This is a genomic window from Acinetobacter sp. CIP A162 (assembly GCF_000367905.1).
Lineage (GTDB): Bacteria > Pseudomonadota > Gammaproteobacteria > Pseudomonadales > Moraxellaceae > Acinetobacter > Acinetobacter lwoffii.
Window position 1 is genome coordinate 33,279 of record NZ_KB849159.1, and the last position, 19,080, is coordinate 52,358.

19 protein-coding genes are annotated in these 19,080 nt (G+C 46.1%); 16 read left to right on the top strand and 3 right to left on the bottom strand.

What is annotated here, in order from left to right; genetic code table 11:
* Nucleotides 1–144: 144 nt before the first annotated feature.
* Entirely contained in the window at nucleotides 145–2,256 is a 2,112-nt protein-coding gene (gene paaZ, locus F995_RS06540) for a phenylacetic acid degradation bifunctional protein PaaZ (RefSeq protein ID WP_004646054.1), read from the bottom strand.
* Nucleotides 2,257–2,519: 263 nt separating this feature from the next.
* On the opposite strand from paaZ, the gene paaA reads away from it, so the two are divergent.
* From paaA to F995_RS06605, 13 genes are all read left to right on the top strand, one after another.
* A complete protein-coding gene (paaA, locus tag F995_RS06545; RefSeq protein WP_004646055.1) occupies nucleotides 2,520–3,464 on the top strand; it encodes a 1,2-phenylacetyl-CoA epoxidase subunit PaaA in 945 nt (314 codons plus the stop codon).
* Nucleotides 3,465–3,497: 33 nt separating this feature from the next.
* The gene (gene paaB / locus F995_RS06550) at nucleotides 3,498–3,788 is read left to right on the top strand and encodes a 1,2-phenylacetyl-CoA epoxidase subunit PaaB (RefSeq protein ID WP_004646056.1); all 291 of its coding nucleotides are present in this window, start codon (nucleotides 3,498–3,500) and stop codon (nucleotides 3,786–3,788) included.
* A 16-nt stretch (nucleotides 3,789–3,804) separates the two neighbouring features.
* Nucleotides 3,805–4,560 (top strand): 1,2-phenylacetyl-CoA epoxidase subunit PaaC, encoded by a 756-nt coding sequence (gene paaC / locus F995_RS06555; protein WP_026055746.1) that lies wholly within the window; start codon nucleotides 3,805–3,807, stop codon nucleotides 4,558–4,560.
* Nucleotides 4,561–4,588: 28 nt separating this feature from the next.
* Nucleotides 4,589–5,089, top strand: coding sequence for a 1,2-phenylacetyl-CoA epoxidase subunit PaaD (gene paaD, locus F995_RS06560; RefSeq protein WP_004646058.1), 501 nt, complete (start codon nucleotides 4,589–4,591; stop codon nucleotides 5,087–5,089).
* Nucleotides 5,090–5,164: 75 nt separating this feature from the next.
* Nucleotides 5,165–6,223 (top strand): 1,2-phenylacetyl-CoA epoxidase subunit PaaE, encoded by a 1,059-nt coding sequence (gene paaE / locus F995_RS06565; protein WP_004646059.1) that lies wholly within the window; start codon nucleotides 5,165–5,167, stop codon nucleotides 6,221–6,223.
* A gap of 38 nt (nucleotides 6,224–6,261) precedes the next feature.
* Nucleotides 6,262–7,032 carry an enoyl-CoA hydratase-related protein gene (locus tag F995_RS06570; protein WP_004646060.1) on the top strand — a complete coding sequence of 257 codons (771 nt, stop codon included), beginning with the start codon at nucleotides 6,262–6,264 and terminating at the stop codon, nucleotides 7,030–7,032.
* Nucleotides 7,032–7,823: a 2-(1,2-epoxy-1,2-dihydrophenyl)acetyl-CoA isomerase PaaG gene (gene paaG / locus F995_RS06575; RefSeq protein WP_004646061.1), complete on the top strand. Its 792-nt coding sequence runs from the start codon at nucleotides 7,032–7,034 to the stop codon at nucleotides 7,821–7,823. The genes F995_RS06570 and paaG overlap by 1 nt, the downstream gene beginning before the upstream one ends.
* A 3-nt stretch (nucleotides 7,824–7,826) precedes the next feature.
* Nucleotides 7,827–9,380 carry a 3-hydroxyacyl-CoA dehydrogenase gene (locus F995_RS06580; RefSeq protein WP_004646063.1) on the top strand — a complete coding sequence of 518 codons (1,554 nt, stop codon included), beginning with the start codon at nucleotides 7,827–7,829 and terminating at the stop codon, nucleotides 9,378–9,380.
* Between the two features lie 11 nt (nucleotides 9,381–9,391).
* Nucleotides 9,392–10,603 carry a 3-oxoadipyl-CoA thiolase gene (gene pcaF / locus F995_RS06585; RefSeq protein WP_004646064.1) on the top strand — a complete coding sequence of 404 codons (1,212 nt, stop codon included), beginning with the start codon at nucleotides 9,392–9,394 and terminating at the stop codon, nucleotides 10,601–10,603.
* Between the two features lie 60 nt (nucleotides 10,604–10,663).
* Complete coding sequence (paaK, locus tag F995_RS06590; protein ID WP_004646065.1) at nucleotides 10,664–11,956, top strand: phenylacetate--CoA ligase PaaK; 1,293 nt, start codon at nucleotides 10,664–10,666, stop codon at nucleotides 11,954–11,956.
* Between the two features lie 63 nt (nucleotides 11,957–12,019).
* On the top strand, nucleotides 12,020–12,958 hold the full coding sequence (gene paaX, locus F995_RS06595) for a phenylacetic acid degradation operon negative regulatory protein PaaX (RefSeq protein WP_004279192.1): 939 nt from the start codon (nucleotides 12,020–12,022) through the stop codon (nucleotides 12,956–12,958).
* Nucleotides 12,959–12,989: 31 nt separating this feature from the next.
* The gene (locus F995_RS06600; RefSeq protein WP_004646066.1) at nucleotides 12,990–13,598 is read left to right on the top strand and encodes a DapH/DapD/GlmU-related protein; all 609 of its coding nucleotides are present in this window, start codon (nucleotides 12,990–12,992) and stop codon (nucleotides 13,596–13,598) included.
* 129 nt (nucleotides 13,599–13,727) lie between these two features.
* Nucleotides 13,728–14,489, top strand: coding sequence for a class I SAM-dependent methyltransferase (locus F995_RS06605; RefSeq protein ID WP_004646067.1), 762 nt, complete (start codon nucleotides 13,728–13,730; stop codon nucleotides 14,487–14,489).
* Nucleotides 14,490–14,549: 60 nt separating this feature from the next.
* On the opposite strand, the gene F995_RS06610 is transcribed toward F995_RS06605, so the two are convergent.
* Nucleotides 14,550–15,359, bottom strand: coding sequence for a cytochrome C assembly family protein (locus tag F995_RS06610; RefSeq protein WP_004646068.1), 810 nt, complete (start codon nucleotides 15,357–15,359; stop codon nucleotides 14,550–14,552).
* 138 nt (nucleotides 15,360–15,497) lie between these two features.
* Between F995_RS06610 and ffh the strand changes: the two genes are divergently transcribed.
* From ffh to F995_RS06625, 3 genes are all read left to right on the top strand, one after another.
* Nucleotides 15,498–16,904 carry a signal recognition particle protein gene (ffh, locus tag F995_RS06615; RefSeq protein WP_004279196.1) on the top strand — a complete coding sequence of 469 codons (1,407 nt, stop codon included), beginning with the start codon at nucleotides 15,498–15,500 and terminating at the stop codon, nucleotides 16,902–16,904.
* A gap of 151 nt (nucleotides 16,905–17,055) precedes the next feature.
* A complete protein-coding gene (locus F995_RS06620; RefSeq protein WP_004646069.1) occupies nucleotides 17,056–17,628 on the top strand; it encodes an RBBP9/YdeN family alpha/beta hydrolase in 573 nt (190 codons plus the stop codon).
* Nucleotides 17,629–17,766: 138 nt separating this feature from the next.
* Nucleotides 17,767–18,372, top strand: coding sequence for an RBBP9/YdeN family alpha/beta hydrolase (locus F995_RS06625; protein ID WP_004646070.1), 606 nt, complete (start codon nucleotides 17,767–17,769; stop codon nucleotides 18,370–18,372).
* Here F995_RS06625 and F995_RS06630 read toward each other — a convergent pair.
* Nucleotides 18,326–19,066, bottom strand: coding sequence for a type III pantothenate kinase (locus F995_RS06630; RefSeq protein ID WP_004646071.1), 741 nt, complete (start codon nucleotides 19,064–19,066; stop codon nucleotides 18,326–18,328). The genes F995_RS06625 and F995_RS06630 overlap by 47 nt on opposite strands.
* Nucleotides 19,067–19,080: the final 14 nt, after the last annotated feature.

The window sequence follows — 19,080 nt, forward strand, 5'->3', positions numbered from 1 at the left end:
TGATTGTTATTTTTATATTGTATCGCATTTAATTAATCTAGAGGCTAAATGGATAGGCGTCAATCTGTTTTTAAGAATAGATACAAATAATTTTTAAAGACTAAAAAAAGGAATCATAATGATTCCTTTTTTTAGTGTGCATTTTTAGCCACGTTCAACCAGGGTTAAAATATCATAGGTTGCAACCAGTTCATCGCGCTGGTTTTTCACTTTAATATCCCAGACCACCACACCATGTGGCTTCTGTGCCGGATCGCGCAGTGCTTTTGGAGTTTTCTGCTTACAGGTCAGTTCTACCTGAATGGTGTCGCCAATTTTTACTGGCTCCACAAAGCGTAAGTTGTCCATGCCATAGTTGGCAATGACTGGACCCTGAGCGGCATCAACGAATAAACCGGCCGCAGCAGACACCACGAAATAGCCATGGGCAACACGCTCACCAAACAGCGATTCTGCTGCAGCAATCTTGTCCATATGCGCATAGAAATGATCACCGCTCAGGCAGCCGAAATTCACCAGATCTGCTTCGGTCACGCTACGTCGTGCAGTCAGTAAACGTTCACCGATACGCAATTCATCAAATGATTTTTTAAAAGGATGCACTCGGTCTTCAAAGACCTGAGCTCCGGCAGTCCAGCTATGGCCGACTTGGGTCATGGCATTTGGCGAGCCTTGAATCGCAGTACGTTGCATATAATGTTTGACTGCGCGCAAGCCACCGAGTTCTTCACCACCACCGGCACGTCCTGGCCCACCATGCACCAGTAAGGGCAATGGCGAACCATGTCCGGTACTTTCTTTGGCACTTTCAGCATCCAGAATGTGTACACGACCATGCCATGGCGAAATTTTGCTGAGCAGTTGTTCAATATTTTCATCGGTATTGCGTACGATGGATGCCACCAGACTACCTTCGCCACGTGCCACCAGGTCAGCAAGTTGAGCCAGGTCAGTATATGGCATTAAAGTCACTACAGGTCCAAAGGCTTCAATCTTATGGATATTTTCTGCCTGAGCTGGCACTTTGCATACCAAAACTGTCGGTGGATAGCATGCAGACTTTTCAGCGTTTTGTACTTGAATCTTAAAGTCCTGACGCAAGTGGCTACCGAATACGATCTCTGCATCCTGGCTGAGCTGTTCAACTTTTGCCGCGACATCATATTTCTGTTTGACGCTGGCCAAAGCACCCATCGTCACGCCTTCCTGAGCCGGATCACCCACAACGACTTTTTTCAGTTTTTCAATTAGGCGACTCTGTACGGTGTCCAAAAGTTCAGCCGGAATGAATGCACGACGAATTGCGGTACATTTTTGTCCGGCTTTAGAGGTCATTTCACGGAAGACTTCACGGACAAATAAATCAATGCTTTCGTCATTGGCTTGTTCAGTCAAAATCGCGCTGTTGACTGAATCTGCCTCCATCGTGAATGGAATAGAGTAGGCATTGAGGTGCGGATGAGAACGGAGTTTTTGTCCTGTTGATGCTGAACCGGTAAAGGTGACCGTATCTTGAGGATTTAAATGATCAAATAAATCATAAATCTGACCGCAAATCAGCTGAAGTGAACCTTCTGGTAAAAAGCCGCTTTCATGAATAGCTTTGACCACGGCGTGGGTCAGCTCGGCACCTTCTGTTGCCGGTTTGACAATACAGGGTACGCCTGCTAGTAGCGTCGGTGCGATTTTCTCCAGCATGCCCCAGATCGGGAAGTTAAAGGCATTGATATGCACTGCGACACCGGCTTTAGGACTCAGTATATGTTTGGCGCCAAAGTTGCCTTGCTTGGATAGCGGAATCCATGCATCTTCAACCCATGCGGTTTCATCACTCAGTTCGCGACGCACCAAACTCGAATAGGCATATAAGGTCCCAATCCCGCCTTCAATATCAATCCAGGCATCTTTACGGGTACAGCCGGTTGCCTTGGCAAGTTCATAAAAGTCTTCTTTGCGTTCCATCAAATACTGTGCCACTTGCTTCAGTGCATTGGCACGTTGATGAAACGTCCATGTGGCAATAGTCGCACCTTTTTGTTTGGCATACTTCACCACGGCTTGGGTATCGATGCCCTGACTGCCAACTTGATAAACCGCCTCACCGCTAATGGCATGATAAACCGTACGTAAATCGGCTTGCGCTGTGTATTCTTGGCCGTACACCAGTGAAGCTAAGCTTTTGATGGCAATAGGATTATGAGTTGATTCAGTATCTTGATAATCCATTGTGCTTGAGCTGCTGTCTAACTCTAACATTGTAAAAACTCCATTTATGATACGTTTTGAGTGGTATTTTTAATTTTGATGTTTCATAATTTGTGTTGAAAAATTGAAAATGTCAATCATAAATCTGTGTTTAAAAATGAATAACAATAAAATAAAAAATATTAAATGATGTAAAACATATATTTACAAAAAATAAGGGATAAAAATTAAATGATACCAATAAATAGATATTGATTTTAATTACGTATCGTTTTAATTTGGGTGTATCAACACTTGGGATAAGTGAGGGAACAATGAATAACCAACAACAAATCTTCGATCAAAAGATTGAAAAGGATATTTCCATAGAGCCGAAGGACTGGATGCCGGATGCTTATCGTAAGACCTTGATTCGTCAGATCGGTCAGCATGCACACTCTGAAGTGGTGGGCATGTTGCCGGAAGGCAACTGGATTACCCGTGCACCGACCTTGAAGCGTAAAGCTGTGCTGATGGCAAAAGTTCAGGACGAAGCCGGTCATGCTTTGTATCTGTACAGTGCTGCAGAAACCTTGGGTGCGGATCGTGACGACATGATGGATAAACTGATTGCCGGTCGCATGAAATATTCTTCAATTTTCAACTATCCAACCCTGAGCTGGGCCGATGTTGCCGCGATTGGCTGGCTGGTAGATGGTGCAGCAATTGTCAATCAGGTTGCGCTGTGCCGTACATCTTATGGTCCTTATGCCCGCGCTATGGTGCGTGTGTGTAAGGAAGAAAGTTTCCATCAGCGTCAGGGCTTTGAAGCCATGATGGAACTGGCCAATGGTACGCCGGAACAAAAGCAGATGGCACAAGATGCAGTGAACCGTTTCTGGTGGCCGGCCCTAATGATGTTTGGTCCAAGTGACGATAATTCACCGAACAGTGCACAAAGCATGCAGTGGAAAATTAAATTATTCAGTAACGATGAGCTGCGTCAGAAATTTGTCGATAACACCGTGTCGCAAGTTTTGCAGCTGGGTTTAACCGTTCCAGATCCAGACCTCAAATTCAATGAAGCCACCGGACATTACGAATTTGGTGAAATCAATTGGGATGAGTTTTTTGCGATTCTTGCAGGCAAGGGGCCGTGTAACCATGAGCGTATTGAAGCACGCCGCAAAGCTTGGGAAGGCGGCAAGTGGGTACGTGATTCCGCAGCTGTCTATGCTCAAAAACAGCAGCAACAGTCAGCAGCACAAAAAGTCGCTTAAAAAATAGTTTGATCAATATAGGGAATTTTGCTCATGAATAACAAAAACAACTGGTCACTTTATGAAGTGTTTGTCCGGAGTAAACAGGGTCTGAGTCACCGTCATGTCGGCAGCCTACGCGCACCGGATGATGAAGTCGCACTACAAAATGCCCGTGATGTCTATACCCGCCGCAATGAAGGCATCAGTATCTGGGTGGTGAAGTCTGAATTGATTACTTCTTCACAACCAGATGAAAAAGCGGAATTTTTTGAACCTGCTTTGGACAAGGTTTATCGCCATCCGACCTTTTATAACATTCCAGCTGGCATCGAGCACATGTAAGGGAAGGATGAAGATGATGACAAATCAAGTATTGGCAGAATTTCTTTTACATGTGGGTGACAGTCAACTGATCCTGTCACATCGTTTGGCAGAGTGGTGTGGTCATGCACCTGAACTGGAGCTGGATATTGCCTTGGCCAATATCGGACTGGATTTATTGGGTCAGGCACGTACTGCCCTCAGTCTGGCAGGTGAAGTGGAAGAACAGGGCCGTGATGAAGACAGGCTGGCTTATTTCCGAACCGAGCGTGAATACCGCAATTTACTGCTGTGCGAACAGCCGAATGGTGACTTTGCCCAGACTCTGGTGCGCCAGTGGTTGATGGATCACTATCACGCTTTATTGTTTAGCGCCTTAAGTCAAAGTCAGCATGCTGAGTTGGCCGCCTTTGCAGTGAAGTCACTCAAAGAAGTGAAATATCACCAGCGTTTTTCCACCACCTGGATGGAGCGCCTAAGTTTAGGTACAGCAGAAGCCCACGAGAAAACCCAGCAAGGTTTAAACCAGTTATGGCGTTTTACCGAGGAACTTTTTGTCCTGACGGCTGATGAAAGACAGCTAGTCGATAGCGGTGTAATTCCAGATATTGAAAATTTAAAAGCACAGTGGCTGGAAACGATTACAGCCGAGTTAGCGCGATTTGAATTAAGCCTGCCAGAGCTGGGCGCTTATCGCAGTGGGGCTAAACAGGGTTTACATACAGAGCATCTCGGTTTTGTTTTGGCCGAACTGCAATATATGCAGCGCTCATATCCAAACATGAACTGGTAATTCGGCACAATCACAGGGAGTGAGTCGCATGAATCTGATTCGACACGTAGAAGATCAATGTTGGGACGTTTTGCAGCAGGTTTCTGATCCAGAGATTCCAGTATTATCGGTGATTGATCTGGGCATGATTCGTGGCGTCGAGCTGAATCAGCAGGATGAAATTGTGGTGCGACTCACGCCGACCTATAGCGGCTGTCCGGCCACGGATTTATTAAAAGCAGAAATTACCCAGGCTTTCGAGGCGAACGGTTTGACGCCAGTCAAAGTGATTGTCGATCTGTCTGAAGCCTGGACTACGGACTGGATGAGTGAATCGGGCAAACACAAATTACAGCAGTATGGTATTGCCCCGCCGCAAGGCCAGTCACATAGCTGTGGTACGCATGTGGCATTGACCGATGGCATCACCTGTCCACAGTGCTTAAGTCATAACAGCAAATTATTAAGTGAATTCGGTTCAACCGCCTGTAAAGCTTTATATCAATGTCGGGACTGCTTAGAAACTTTTGACTATTTCAAATGTATTTGATTGTAACGATTGCTCGGTGGTCAGGGTAAACCAATAACAAGCCTGAACACCGCCACCTAAAAGAAGGATTTTGCCATGAGCCAATTTATACCGTTAACCATTAAATCGATTCAGCCACAAACCGAGCAGGCGATCTGCATTGCCTTTGATCTCGCGCCTGAACAATTGGATGCTTTCCAATATCAGCCAGGTCAGCATCTCACCATCCGCCATTTAAGCGATGACGGCGAGCTGCGCCGCTGTTACTCCATTTGTAGTGATACTCAGGAAGATATGAGTATTGCAATTAAAAAAATTGATCAGGGTCAGTTCTCGATCTGGGCCAATGATCATTTGAAAGCAGGCGATGTTTTAGAAGTGATGCCGCCGCAAGGGGTGTTCTTTCAAAAAGCAGCCAAGGCAGGCGGTCAACATTATTTAGGTTTTGCAGCAGGCAGTGGCATTACCCCGATCTTATCCATTGTGAAGTCGGTTTTAAACCGTCAGTCGGAAGCCACCTTTACTTTGGTCTATGGCAATCGTTCTTGGAAACAGACCATGTTTTCTGAACAGATTATGGATCTGAAAGATCGTTTTAAAGAGCGTCTGCAACTGGTGAATATTTTTTCCCGTGAATTGAATGATAGCGAGATTTTTAACGGGCGTATCAACGCAGATAAATTGCAGCAGCTGTTTCAGGCCAATCTGATTTCTGCTGAAGCCGATCACTGTTTTGCCTGTGGCCCTGAAGAAATGATGACGGCGGTGGAAACGGTATTACCGACTTGGGGCATTCAGCGCAGCAAGATTCATACCGAACGTTTCAATACCGGGACTGCACCACGAGCAACCGCCCAGCAGATGGAAAGCCGCAGTGAAGAACGCGTCAATATCATCCTCGATGGTCGCGAGCTGATTGTTGAAGTCTCTAAACAGGATGACAGTATTTTAGATGCTGCGCTACGTGCCGGAGCGGACTTACCTTATGCCTGTAAGGGCGGTGTTTGTGCCACCTGTAAATGTAAGGTGCTGGAAGGTCAGGTTGAAATGGCGGTGAATTACAGTCTGGAAGAAGACGAAATCCAGAAAGGTTATGTGCTGAGCTGTCAGGCACGTCCGACCACAGCCAATGTACGTCTGAGTTTTGATGAATAAGTACGGAATCAATTGCTGAGCATAGCAGGAGTTCAAGGATGACTTACATTAAAACCAGCTCACCCAAGCCAGGTGTGGTACTGATTGAGCTGAATCGCCCGGAAAAGCGTAATGCCTTAAACAATGCCACCTTGCAAGACATTGCAGCCTGTTTACAAGACTTGGAAACAGATGCTGCTGTGAAAGCCGTGGTCATCACCGGAAATACACAATGCTTTGCTGCTGGTGCCGATTTAAATGAGCTGGCGCAGTTAGATGTGGTTAGCATCCAGCAGGATCAGCGGCCACTGCTGTGGAAAAAAATTGATGAATTTTCCAAGCCTTTAATCATGGCCGTAAATGGCTATGCTTTTGGTGCAGGTTTCGAATTGGCTTTGCATGGTGACATGGTGCTGACCGGAGAAAATGCCCAGTTTGCCTTGCCTGAAATTGGCTTAGGCATGTTGCCGGGTGCCGGTGGAACACAGCGTCTGGCCCGTCTGGTCGGTCAGCAATTGACGATGCGCTGGGCCATGACCGGTGAAATGATTTCGGCACAGACCGCATTGCAACATGGCATTAGCAGCCAGGTTTGTCCGGCAGAACTGACCGTGCAATACGCACTGGAGCTGGCAGAAAAAATTGCCAAGCAGGCACCGCTGGCTATTCGTGCCATCAAGCAATCCTTAAAGTCGATTCATGAAGTGACTTTAAGTCAGGGATTGAAGCTCGAGCGTCAACATTTTGTCTGGCTGGCGGCGACCCAAGATCGCCAGGAAGGCATCAATGCATTTTTAGAAAAAAGAAAACCAGAATTTAGAGGTGTGTAATGGATTATCAAACAATTATTGTCGAAGAAAAAAATGCAGTGGGCTACCTGACCTTTAACCGTCCAAAACAGCTCAACAGTTTTAATGAAACCATGCATCAGGAAGTGTCCAGTGTCATGAAAGCCTGGGCCAAAGACAGCCAGATTCGTGCAGTGGTGATTTCAGCCGAAGGGCGTGGTTTCTGTGCTGGTCAGGATCTGAATGATCGTGTGGTCGATCCGAATGCCGATGCACCGGACTTAGGCCTGTCAATTGAAAAATATTATAACCCTTTGATCAAACTGATTACCGAGATGCCAAAACCAGTGATCTGTGCGGTGAATGGCGTGGCAGCAGGTGCTGGCGCCAATATCGCCTTGGCTTGTGACATTGTGGTGGCAGCAAAATCGGCTTCTTTTATTCAGGCTTTTTGCCGTCTAGGTTTAGTGCCAGATTCAGGCGGTACCTGGTTCCTGCCGCGTCTGGTCGGGCGTGCCCAGGCGATGGGCTTAGCGATGCTGGGCGATAAAATTCCGGCTGAGCGCGCAGTACAACTGGGCATGATCTGGCAGGTGGTTGAAGATGAGCAACTGCAAGCAGAAGCGAAAAAACTGGCAGAGCATCTGGCGCAGCAACCGACCTATGGTCTGTCGCTGATTAAAAAAGCCATTCATGCCGCAGCTGACAACAATCTGGATGAGCAGCTGATTCTGGAGCGTGACCTGCAACGTCTGGCTGGACGTTCAAGCGATTATAAAGAAGGTGTGCAAGCCTTTATGCAGAAGCGCACCCCTGAATATAAAGGATGCTAAATCATGCAACAGATCAATTTAGAACAAGTCAAAGTTGCTGTGGTGGGTGCTGGGACCATGGGGATTGGTATTGCACAACTGGCAGCCATGCACGGGCATCCGACCTATGTATTTGATCTCGATCGCAGCAAGGTTCAGAGTGCCTTGACTGTTTTAGAGGCGCAGCTCAGCAAGCGCGTACAGAATGGCAAAATGAGCCAGCAACTGCTCGATAGCACTTTGGCCAATCTGATCGTGGCAGAGGACATCCAGCAGCTGGCCGATGCGGGCCTCATTATTGAAGCCATTGTCGAAAAGAAGGAAGTGAAGCAAACCCTGTTTCAGCAGCTGGCTACCATTTGCCCGGAACAGACGATTTTTGCGTCCAATACCTCATCGATTTCCATTACCGCAATTGCCTCGGCTATTCCGCATCCGGAGCGGGTGATTGGACTGCATTTCTTTAATCCGGCACCGGTAATGAAACTGGTCGAGATTATCCGCGGACTGAAAACTTCAGCAGTCCTTGCCGATGCAGTATTTGAGCTGATGAAGGATTGGAACAAAGTCCCGGTACGGGCCAAATCGACCCCCGGCTTTATCGTCAATCGTGTCGCGCGGCCTTATTATGCCGAAGCCTTTCGTGCCTTGCAGGAAAATGCCACCATCCCGGAACAGCTCGATTACATCATGCGCGAATGTGGCCGTTTTGCCATGGGGCCGTGTGAACTTACAGATCTGATTGGGCAGGATGTGAATTTCTCGGTCACACAAAGTGTCTATCAGGAATTTTTCTATGAGCCACGCTACCGCCCGTCCTTGATTCAAAAAGAACTGGTCGATGCCGGTTGTTATGGTCGCAAGTCCGGTCAGGGTTTTTATGATTACGCTCAGGCCAAGCCTACGCCTGTATATGAATTGCCAGTGTGTTATGCCAAGTCGCTGAATAAGCTCAAAGTCACAGTAAAAGGTGAATGGCTACATTCCTCAGTACTGATTGAACGTTTAAAACAGGCCTCTCATGTAGAGCTGAGTTTTCAGGCAGCAGAACAGAATGAAATCCTGATTGGTGACCTTTCTCTGCGATTATCGCTTGGCGAATCAGTTGAACTGGCTTATCCGCATGAGCCTGTGGTGTTGATGGATTGGCATGCAGATTGGGAAAATGCCCAATCGATTCCAGTCGTTGCATCACCAGCATGTAGTGCTGAACAACGCCAGGCAGTGGAGCTATTCCTCATAGGTATGGATATGATACCTATTTGGTCTAAGGATCATCCCGGTCTTTATGTTATACGTAGTATTGCCATGTTGGTGAATGAAGCCTGTGAAGCGGTACTGCATGATATCGCATCAGAACAAGATATTGATTCTGCTATGAAATATGGCGTGAATTATCCTTGTGGTCCATTCGAATGGGCAGATAAAATTGGATATTACACAATTTTACAAATTTTAGAAAATATGTATCGTATTTATGGTGAAGACCGCTATAGAACTAGTATATATTTAGCAAAGAAAGCGGTGCAGGGATATGCACAGAAAACTCAGCAGCAACCATTACGTGTTGCTGGCTAAAAGGAAGAATCATGGAACAGGTTTATATTTTTGATGAAATTCGCACCCCGATCGGACGCTATGCCGGTGGACTGAGCAGCATTCGTGCTGATGATCTGGCAGCGCTACCGGTTCAATATCTGAAAGATCAGCATCCGGCCTTGCCATGGGCAGAACTGGATGAAGTGATCCTAGGCTGTGCCAATCAGGCCGGTGAAGATAACCGCAACGTGGCGCGTATGGCTGCTTTACTCGCAGGGTTGCCTGAATCTGTTTCAGCACTGACCGTAAACCGTTTATGTGCCTCAGGTCTGGATGCCATTGGACTGGCAGCCCGTGCCATCAAATCGGGTGAGGCTCAATTTATTTTGGCGGGTGGCGTAGAATCCATGAGCCGAGCGCCTTTTGTGCAATCCAAACCTACAACTGCCTTTAGCCGTACCCCTGAAATTTATGACACCACCATTGGCTGGCGTTTTATCAACCCAAAATTTAAAGCACAGTTTGGCGTCGATAGCATGCCGGAAACTGCCGAAAACGTCGCTGAAAAGTATCAGATTAGCCGTGCAGACCAAGACCTGTTTGCCTATCACAGCCAGCAGAAAACCGCAGTAGCGCAGCAAAAAGGTATTTTTGCCGAAGAAATTCTGCCAGTCGAGGTTAAAGGTCCGAAGAAAACCACTCTGACCATTTCCCAAGACGAGCACCCGCGTGCAGAAACGACGCTGGATAATCTGGCAGCCTTGAAAACCCCATTTCGTAAAGAAGGCGGTTCAGTCACCGCTGGTAATGCTTCGGGTGTTAATGACGGGGCGGCTTGCGTATTACTCGGCAATCAGCAGTTTGCTGAGCAGTATGGTTTGCGCCCGAAAGCTAAAGTGATTGGAATGGCCAGTGCCGGTGTGGAAGCTAAATATATGGGCATTGGGCCGGTGCCAGCAGTACATAAAGTGCTGAAACAGACTGGACTCAGTCTGGAACAGATGGACGTGATTGAGCTGAATGAAGCTTTTGCTGCGCAGTCACTGGCCGTGATTCGTGAACTCGGCTTGCAAGACGATGATTCCAGAATTAACCCGAATGGCGGTGCCATCGCCTTGGGTCATCCGCTGGGTATGAGTGGCACCCGTCTGGTGATCACGGCCATGAAAGAACTAAAACGCCGTAAAGGCAAATATGCACTCTGCACCATGTGTGTCGGTGTGGGTCAAGGTGTGGCACTGGTTTTAGAAAATATGGATTAAACACATCATTCAATCAATGAATTAAACCGTGGTCAGGAAGACTGCGTCAGGAGTAAGAATATGAATAACAATGCAATGGAAAAAATTGAAAAAGTATCGGTTGATGAGTTACGCAGTGTTCAGCTACAGCGTATGAAAAAGACGTTGCAACATGCTTATCAGAATAGCCCGGTTTATAAAAAGAAATTCGATGATGCTGGCGTGCATCCAGACGATTTTAACTCACTGGAAGATCTGGCCAAATACCCGTTTACCACCAAACAGGATTTACGTGATAACTATCCGTTTGGCATGTTCGCTGTGCCACAGGAACAGATTGTACGTGTGCATGCATCTTCTGGCACCACCGGTCAGCCGACCGTAGTCGGTTATACCCAAAATGATATTAATGTCTGGTCAGATGTAGTGGCGCGTTCATTACGTGCAGCCGGCTTGAGCAGTAAAGATATCATCCAGGTGTCTTATGGTTATGGTCTGTTTACGGGTGGTTTAGGTGCACATTATGGCGTTGAACGCTTGGGTGCAACGGTGATCCCAATGTCTGGCGGACAAACCGATAAACAGGCGCAACTGATTCATGACTTTAAACCGACAGCACTGATGGTTACGCCATCTTACTGCCTGAACATTATTGAAGCGCTTGAGAAGAAATTTGGCACAGCCAAAAACTGTTCGATTAAAACCGGTGTCTTTGGTGCAGAGCCATGGACCAATGAAATGCGTAAAGAAATTGAAGAGCGTCTAGGCATTGATGCGCTGGATATTTATGGTTTATCAGAAGTGATGGGGCCGGGCGTAGCGATGGAATGTCTGGAATCCAAAGATGGTCCAACCATTTGGGAAGATCATTTCTATCCTGAAATCATTCACCCTGAAACTGGTGAAGTGCTGCCAGATGGCGAACTGGGTGAACTGGTATTTACCACCATTACCAAAGAAGGCATGCCGGTAATCCGTTACCGTACCCGCGATCTGACCCGTTTATTGCCAGGCACGGCACGTACCATGCGCCGTATGGACAAAATTGTCGGCCGTAGTGATGACATGATGATTATCCGTGGGGTCAATGTCTTCCCATCACAGATTGAAGAGCAGATTTTACAGATCCAGCAACTCATTCCGAACTATCAGATTCAGATTTGTAAACAGGGACATCTGGATACATTGCATATCCGTACCGAAATGCGTAAAGATAGCAGTGACATTATGGCACACCAGCTGGCAACTCAGCTTAAGGGCCAGATTAAAACTATGGTCGGAATCACCGTGAGTGTCGAAGTGTTGCCTGAAGGGAGCCTGCCACGCTCTGAAGGTAAGGCACAGCGCGTGTTTGATATCCGCAAGTCTGCATGAAGTACTATTAGATGATAGCCAAATGGTCTATCATCCAGTTTCTATAAGGTAAAGTTAAACGCAATGAATCCGAAATTAAAACAAATAATTGATGACTTTATTCAAACTGAAGCACTCAGCGGAACCTCATTAATCATGACCATCTTCGGTGACTGTATTTTTCACCGCGGTGGCATCATCAGTCTGGCCAGTCTAATTCAGCTCATGGATGTCTTCGGATTTAATGAACGATCGGTACGGACTGCCGTATTTCGTCTGGTCCAAAATGGCTGGCTGATGTCTGAGAAAATTGGTCGCACCAGTTATTATCGCGTAACCGAAAGCAGCCGCCAGCGTTTTATTATGGCGGATCAAAAAATTTACAGTTTTCAGCATACCGAATGGGATCAGAAGTGGGATCTGGTGCTGCTCAGTTCAGTGGAACTGGAAAATAAACTGGTTCTGAAAAAAGAACTGGAATGGCTGGGCTTTGCCAATATCGCCACTAATGTCATGGCCTATCCGGGCTGTGATCACCAGAAACTGCAAAACCTGCTGCTGAACCTGAAAATGACCGACCAAGTCGTGGTGTTTAAGGCCGAAACCTTGCAGCTCTGGCAGGAATCCTATCCAACCGTGAAACGCATGGTTGCCACCAACTGGCCGGTGCAGGAACTGCATCAGCGCTATGAAAAATTTATTGCGGATTTCCGGGAATTCTTTCATCTGGTGGAACAGGAAGATGAACTGGATCCGGTTCAGGCTTTTCAGCTGCGAATTTTGCTGATTCATCAATTTCGCCGGATTTTATTAAAAGATCCAAATCTGCCTTTTGAATTATTGCCATCCAACTGGCTTTCCCTGAATGCCCGTAATCTGAGCAGTAATTTATATCAAACCGTGGTTGCGGCAGGGGATGAATTCTTTATGGAGATCGCCCGAACTTCGGAAGGTTCGATGCCGCCGGTACATCCACAATTCTATAAACGCTTTGGCGGTTTGCGACTGGAAGCCGTCAGCTAATCTAATTCTGCATTTTTAAAGGAATAAAATAATGCCGTGTTATGCCATTGATGGTGTGATTCCTGTGGTCAGCCCTCGTGCTTATGTACATCCACAAGCCGTTCTGATCGGGGATGTGGTGATTGAAGAGGGCGTATATATCGGGCCTTTCGCAACTTTAAGAGCCGACTTTGGCGGGATTCACATCCAGAAAAATGCCAATGTTCAGGATTCCTGTACCATTCATGGCTTTCCCGGCAATGTCACGCTGGTCGAAGAATATGGTCATATCGGACACGGCGCGATTTTACATGGCTGTATCATTCGTAAAAATGTATTGGTCGGCATGAACAGCGTGATTCTGGATGAAGCCGAGATTGGTGAAAATACCATTATCGGTGCCAATAGCACGGTTAAAGCCAAAGCTCAGATCCCGGAAAATTCATTGGTGCTCGGTAGTCCAGCGCGGGTTATCCGTCCTTTGGAAGCTAAAGAAATCGCCTGGAAAAGCAAGGGAACGCAGGAATATATTCAGCTGACAGAGCGCTGCTTGTCCTCCATGCAGGAAGTCAATCCTTTAACGGAAGTCTCCGCAGACCGGCTGAGCTACAAAGCCTTCAAGGCAGAGTATCAGATCAAGCAGAATAGCTTGAATGACTAAGTCAAGAACATGATTCTATTCATTGGATGAATTCTGCATTTTAAAAACAGGAAGTGACTGAAACCAAATTCCAACTGCATTCCCTGACTGGCTATTTAGACTGAAATAAAACTGGTCTGGAAAGCATATATGGAAAACAGGGAATTTAAAGATCATTTCTCCCAGCAATCACAGGATTATGCCTTGTTTCGTCCGCATTATCCGGATGCATTGGGAAAGCTATTGGCAGAGCTGTCACCAAGTACTAAATTGGCTGTAGATGTCGGCTGTGGTTCTGGACAGCTTTCAGAAGTTTTGGCGAATTACTTTGATCAGGTGCTTGCTATTGATGCGAGTAGTGAACAGATTGCCCAAGCCAAACCGCATCCAAAAATTCAGTATGGTCAGGCGCTCGCTGAAGAGATCCCGTGTGCTGACCATAGTATTGATCTGATTTCGGTGGCTCAAGCAGCGCATTGGCTGAATCTCGAAAAATTCTACGCAGAAGTCCGTCGTATTGCTAAACCCAATGCCATTCTGGCTTTAATTAGCTATGGCGTGTTCAGTGTGGATGAGCCACATCTGGATCATTATTTTAAGCATTTTTATAAGGTGACACTCGCACTGTACTGGCCACCTGAACGTCGCCATGTAGATGAAGGATATAAAAATCTCCCATTTCCATTTCAGGAAATGGTGATTCAGCCACCGGTATTACAGGTTGAATGGAATTTTTATCAGTTAATTGGTTATATGAGTACTTGGTCAGCCGTGAAAGCAGCCACTCAAGCACTTGGACATAATCCATTAAATGCACTGGCAGATGCCTTATTGCCAGAATGGGAAGATCCAGAATTGCCTAGAGTGATTCGCTGGCCATTGTCAGTGCGTGCGGGGCGTATAATCGTTTAAAGAATATTCAAGCTAAAGCCTGTTTATTGGACAATGAATTGAATATTTCAAGGCTCAGAATTATCGCCCTAGAATCATTTCCAGCACAAATTTAGACCCAATAAAACCCAGTGCCAGCAAGCCAAAACCGAGCAGGGTAAAGCGCACGGCTTTCTGGCCACGCCAGCCAAACTTCCAGTGTCCGATTAATAGGGAACCATAAACCAGCCAGGAAATAATACTGAACGCAGTTTTATGTGCCAGATGCTGGGCGAAGAAATTGTCGATGGTGAAAAAGCCAAAGCCCAAAGCGAGGGTAAGTAAAACAAAACCGGTCATCAGCATATCAAACAGGAGCGATTCCATGTCCTGATAAGAGGGTAGCAAACTGACCCAGACCCGGCGTTTCTGCTTCTTTTTCAGCTCACGATCCTGAAAACGTAAAATTACGGCCTGAATGGTTGCCATGAGCAATACTGCATAAGCAGACAAAGACAAAATAATATGAATATCCAGACCCAAAGAGTTTTGTGCGATGATTTTTGCAGGCTGAGTAAACGCAAAGCCGAGGATCAAACCTGTGGCAGCTACTGGAATTCCGATCAGATTCAGGGCAATAATTGGACGATAAGTACTGTAAATAATGCTGAGTAATAGCATTAGACCGGAGGTAAAAGAAAACAGGGCAAAGACATCATAATTGATGCCTAGCGAGGTATGCATATCGCCATATAAAACCAGTGCATGCAGGCTCAGGCCAAGCAGTGCAGTTAGCGAGACAAACCATTGATTAGGAGCACGTTTAGACATTAAATGAATGAACAGATACCAGAAGGAAGCGGTATAAGCGACTAATGCTAAGATCGTATAAACCAAGGGGAGGCTAACCATGTCAAACCTTTTTAAGGGTGATGAATATTCATTTATATAAATTCGCTGCGAACTACAGTATCCTATAGCATTCTATGCATAAATTTTCTATTTTAAGAAACAATTTTTTGCTCATGGCTATTTTAAGCGGATTTTGCAATGTTTGATACCTTAACAGAACGACTCACGCAGAGTTTAAGAAATGTTACTGGCTCAGGGCAGCTAACCGAAGACAATATTAAAGATACGTTACGTGAAGTGCGTATGGCGCTTCTTGAGGCCGATGTTGCATTACCTGTAACTCGTGAATTCATCGCGAAAGTTAAGGAAGAAGCATTGGGCCAGGAAGTGATGACTCAGTTATCTCCTGGGCAGGCTTTTGTCAAAATCGTTCATGACGAATTGACCAAAATGATGGGCGAGGCCAATGAAAGCCTCGACCTCGCTGCAAAACCACCTGTGGTTGTCCTGCTGGCAGGCCTGCAGGGTGCAGGTAAAACAACAACTGCAGCAAAACTTGCACGCTTCTTACAAGAACGTCAAAAGAAAAAAGTCGCGATGGTCTCTGCCGACGTATATCGTCCGGCTGCGATCAAACAGTTACAGACTGTCGCGGGTGAAGTCGGTGCGATTTTCCTGGAATCCAGCGCAGACGAAAAACCGATTACGATTGTGAATCGTGCGATTGAACAGGCAAAAATCCAGTTTGCCGATGTGCTGATTGTCGATACGGCAGGTCGTTTGCATATCGATGATGACATGATGGGTGAAATCAAAGAGCTGCATGCAGCGATTAACCCGACTGAAACCCTGTTCGTGGTCGATGCCATGACTGGTCAGGATGCGGCAAACACCGCTAAAGCATTCAACGATGCCTTGCCTTTAACTGGTGTGATTCTGACCAAAACTGATGGTGATGCGCGCGGTGGTGCGGCATTGTCAGTGCGTGCGATTACCGGTAAGCCAATCAAATTCTTGGGTATGGGTGAGAAACTCGATGCCTTGGAGCCATTCCATCCTGAGCGTGTCGCACAGCGTATTCTCGGTATGGGTGATGTACTTTCTTTGGTCGAAGAACTTGAACGCAAGGTCGACAAAGAAAAAGCCGAAAAAATGGCGAAAAAACTGCAAAAAGGCGGCAGCTTCAACTTTGAAGACATGCTGATGCAGTTTGAGCAGATGAACAAGATGGGCGGCATGATGGGCTTCCTGGACAAACTTCCTGGCATGAGCAATGCCGGTCTGCAAGATGCGTTGGCGCAAGCCAATCCTGAAAAGCAGGTCAAGAAAATGGAAGCGATTATCCAGTCGATGACTATCAAAGAGCGCCGTAACCCGGACTTGATGAACCCAAGCCGTAAAAAACGTATCGCAGCAGGTTGTGGTATGGAAGTGGCAGAAGTCAACAAGCTGATCAAGCAACATGCCCAAATGGCCAAGATGATGAAAAAATTTGCCAATCCATCGGGTATGGCGAAAATGATGAAATCACTTGGCGGCTTGCAGAAACAGTTTGGCGGCGGCGGTGGTATGGGTCCATTGTTCGGCGGCAACGACAAGAAATAAGTTTTATTTTAAAAAAAGGCGCAATATGCGCCTTTTTTTATTGCGAATAAATGGTCAAACTGGTTTAAACAAAACAACATTTACTTACCCAAAATAAAAATCCAATCAGGCAGACTCGGGAATATCAGCACAAAATAAAGAGAAATTTCAAATGAACCAAGTAATTGTCGTACATGGTTATACTGCAAGCCCGGAAGAAAATTGGTATCCATGGATTCAGGAAAAAGCCCAACAGGAAAATGTCAGTTTAAAAGTACTCCGGCTGGATCCATCGCCTACACCGACACTGGACACCTGGGATCAGCAAATGCGTGAACAGATTGATGCAATTGACGAGGACAGTATCTTTATCGCACATAGCTTGGGAACTGTGGCCGCATTGCATTACTTATCCAGAGAATTAAAACAGCAGAAAATTCAGCAACTGGTACTGATCGCGGGATTTAATGGTCGATTGGGTCGCCTGGATGAAGTAAATCCTTTTATTGATGCTGCTGAGATCGATTTTGATTTACTCAAACAGCAGATTGCAGAGCGTGTAGTGATCTATTCTGAAGGCGATGATCGGGTTGCGCCTGAATTTAGTCTGGAACAGGCGGACAGTCTGGATGCCATTGTGGTGAATGCCAAGCACCATGGGCATTTTATTGATTCTCAAGGTTGTACTGATCTGCCGGAACTCTGGAAAGTGATCAAGCCTTATCTGATTAAATCCGAAGTTTAAGCATGTTGTTGTATTCGCTAAATTTTAAAGTTTAACATGAGATGGTGTTCAAAAAGGCACTTGAATTCCATCTCCAGACTGGTTAAAACTAATTTTTTGTCGACGCAATTTGCGTTCAATGATAATAAGTAAATCACTATGAAAAATATAATAAAAAAAGTCTATATCGTCCCTGATTATCAGGCGAACTCCAATGATCACTGGTATCCTTGGCTGAGTCGCCAGCTTAAAAATGCCGGTTTTGAGTCCAAGCGGATTATGCTGGCCAACCCCTTTCAGCCTGATTTAGAAGAGTGGCAGCAGAATCTGAAACTGCACATTCCGCACATGGATGAACATACCTTTTTAGTTGCACATGGCCTGAGTTGCGTCAGTGTTTTAAAATTTTTACAGGAACATTATATTCAGCAGCAACACAAGATCGGCGGCATCATTCTGGTCTCGGCCTTTGATACACCGCTGGTGGCCTGGTCAGAACTGAATAAAATACTGCAGGCTGTGCGACTCGATCTGAAAAACTTGCCGTATAGCTATAAACGTGCGGTGATGCTGATCTCCAGTAATGATCCCTATGTGCCTGCACCGATTTCCTTGCGTTTAGCACATAGCTTGAATGCACAAATTTTTGAGATCAAAAAAGCCGGGCATTTCAACAAGTCCGATGGCTTTGCCGATTTTCCGCAATTGCTGGACATTATCAAACAGTGTCTGGCAAATGAGCTGCAAAATGCTGCAGGCCTTTAAGCAAAAGATCCGGTTCAATCCGGGGCTGATACTGAGCGAGATGTTGCGCAAACAGCGGCGCATCTCCACCAGTTAAAACCAACTGTGCAGGGAAATCACGCAATACTTTTTCGATGATACTCAGCAGACCAAGTAGGATGCCATGATGTACCGCATCGATGGTATTGCGTCCAGGATTGAGTTCAGAAAAAGCGGCATCCGGAATTTTAATGCCTTTGGTATTCTGAATTAGGGAGTCACGCTGCAAGTATAGATTTGGCAGAATAAATCCACCCAAATGTTGTTGTCCTTGCGCCAGATCAATGGTCAGCGCCGTACCGCAACTAATCACACAATAATTTTCATGCGTTTGCGTCGCCACTGCAAGTACCTGTAACCAGCGGTCAATCCCCAGTTGCGAAGGTTCATCATAGCCACAGATCAGACCGGCATATTCTGCCTGTACTTGAGCAAAAATCACTGGAATATGCAGGCTTTCTAAAATGCTGAGAATGCGCTCATTATTGATTTTATCTTGGACAGAGGATAGACCTACCTGATGCAAGCCCAGCGCTTTGAAATGCTGGATCAGGCCAAGTAACAAATCAGCAGGGGACTGTAAATGTAATTCTGCTGCCTGTTCAATAATCTGATCATGCTCGGTAATCCAGTATTTAAGCCGGGTATTGCCGATATCCAACCATAATTTTTTCATTGCTGTATGCCTGT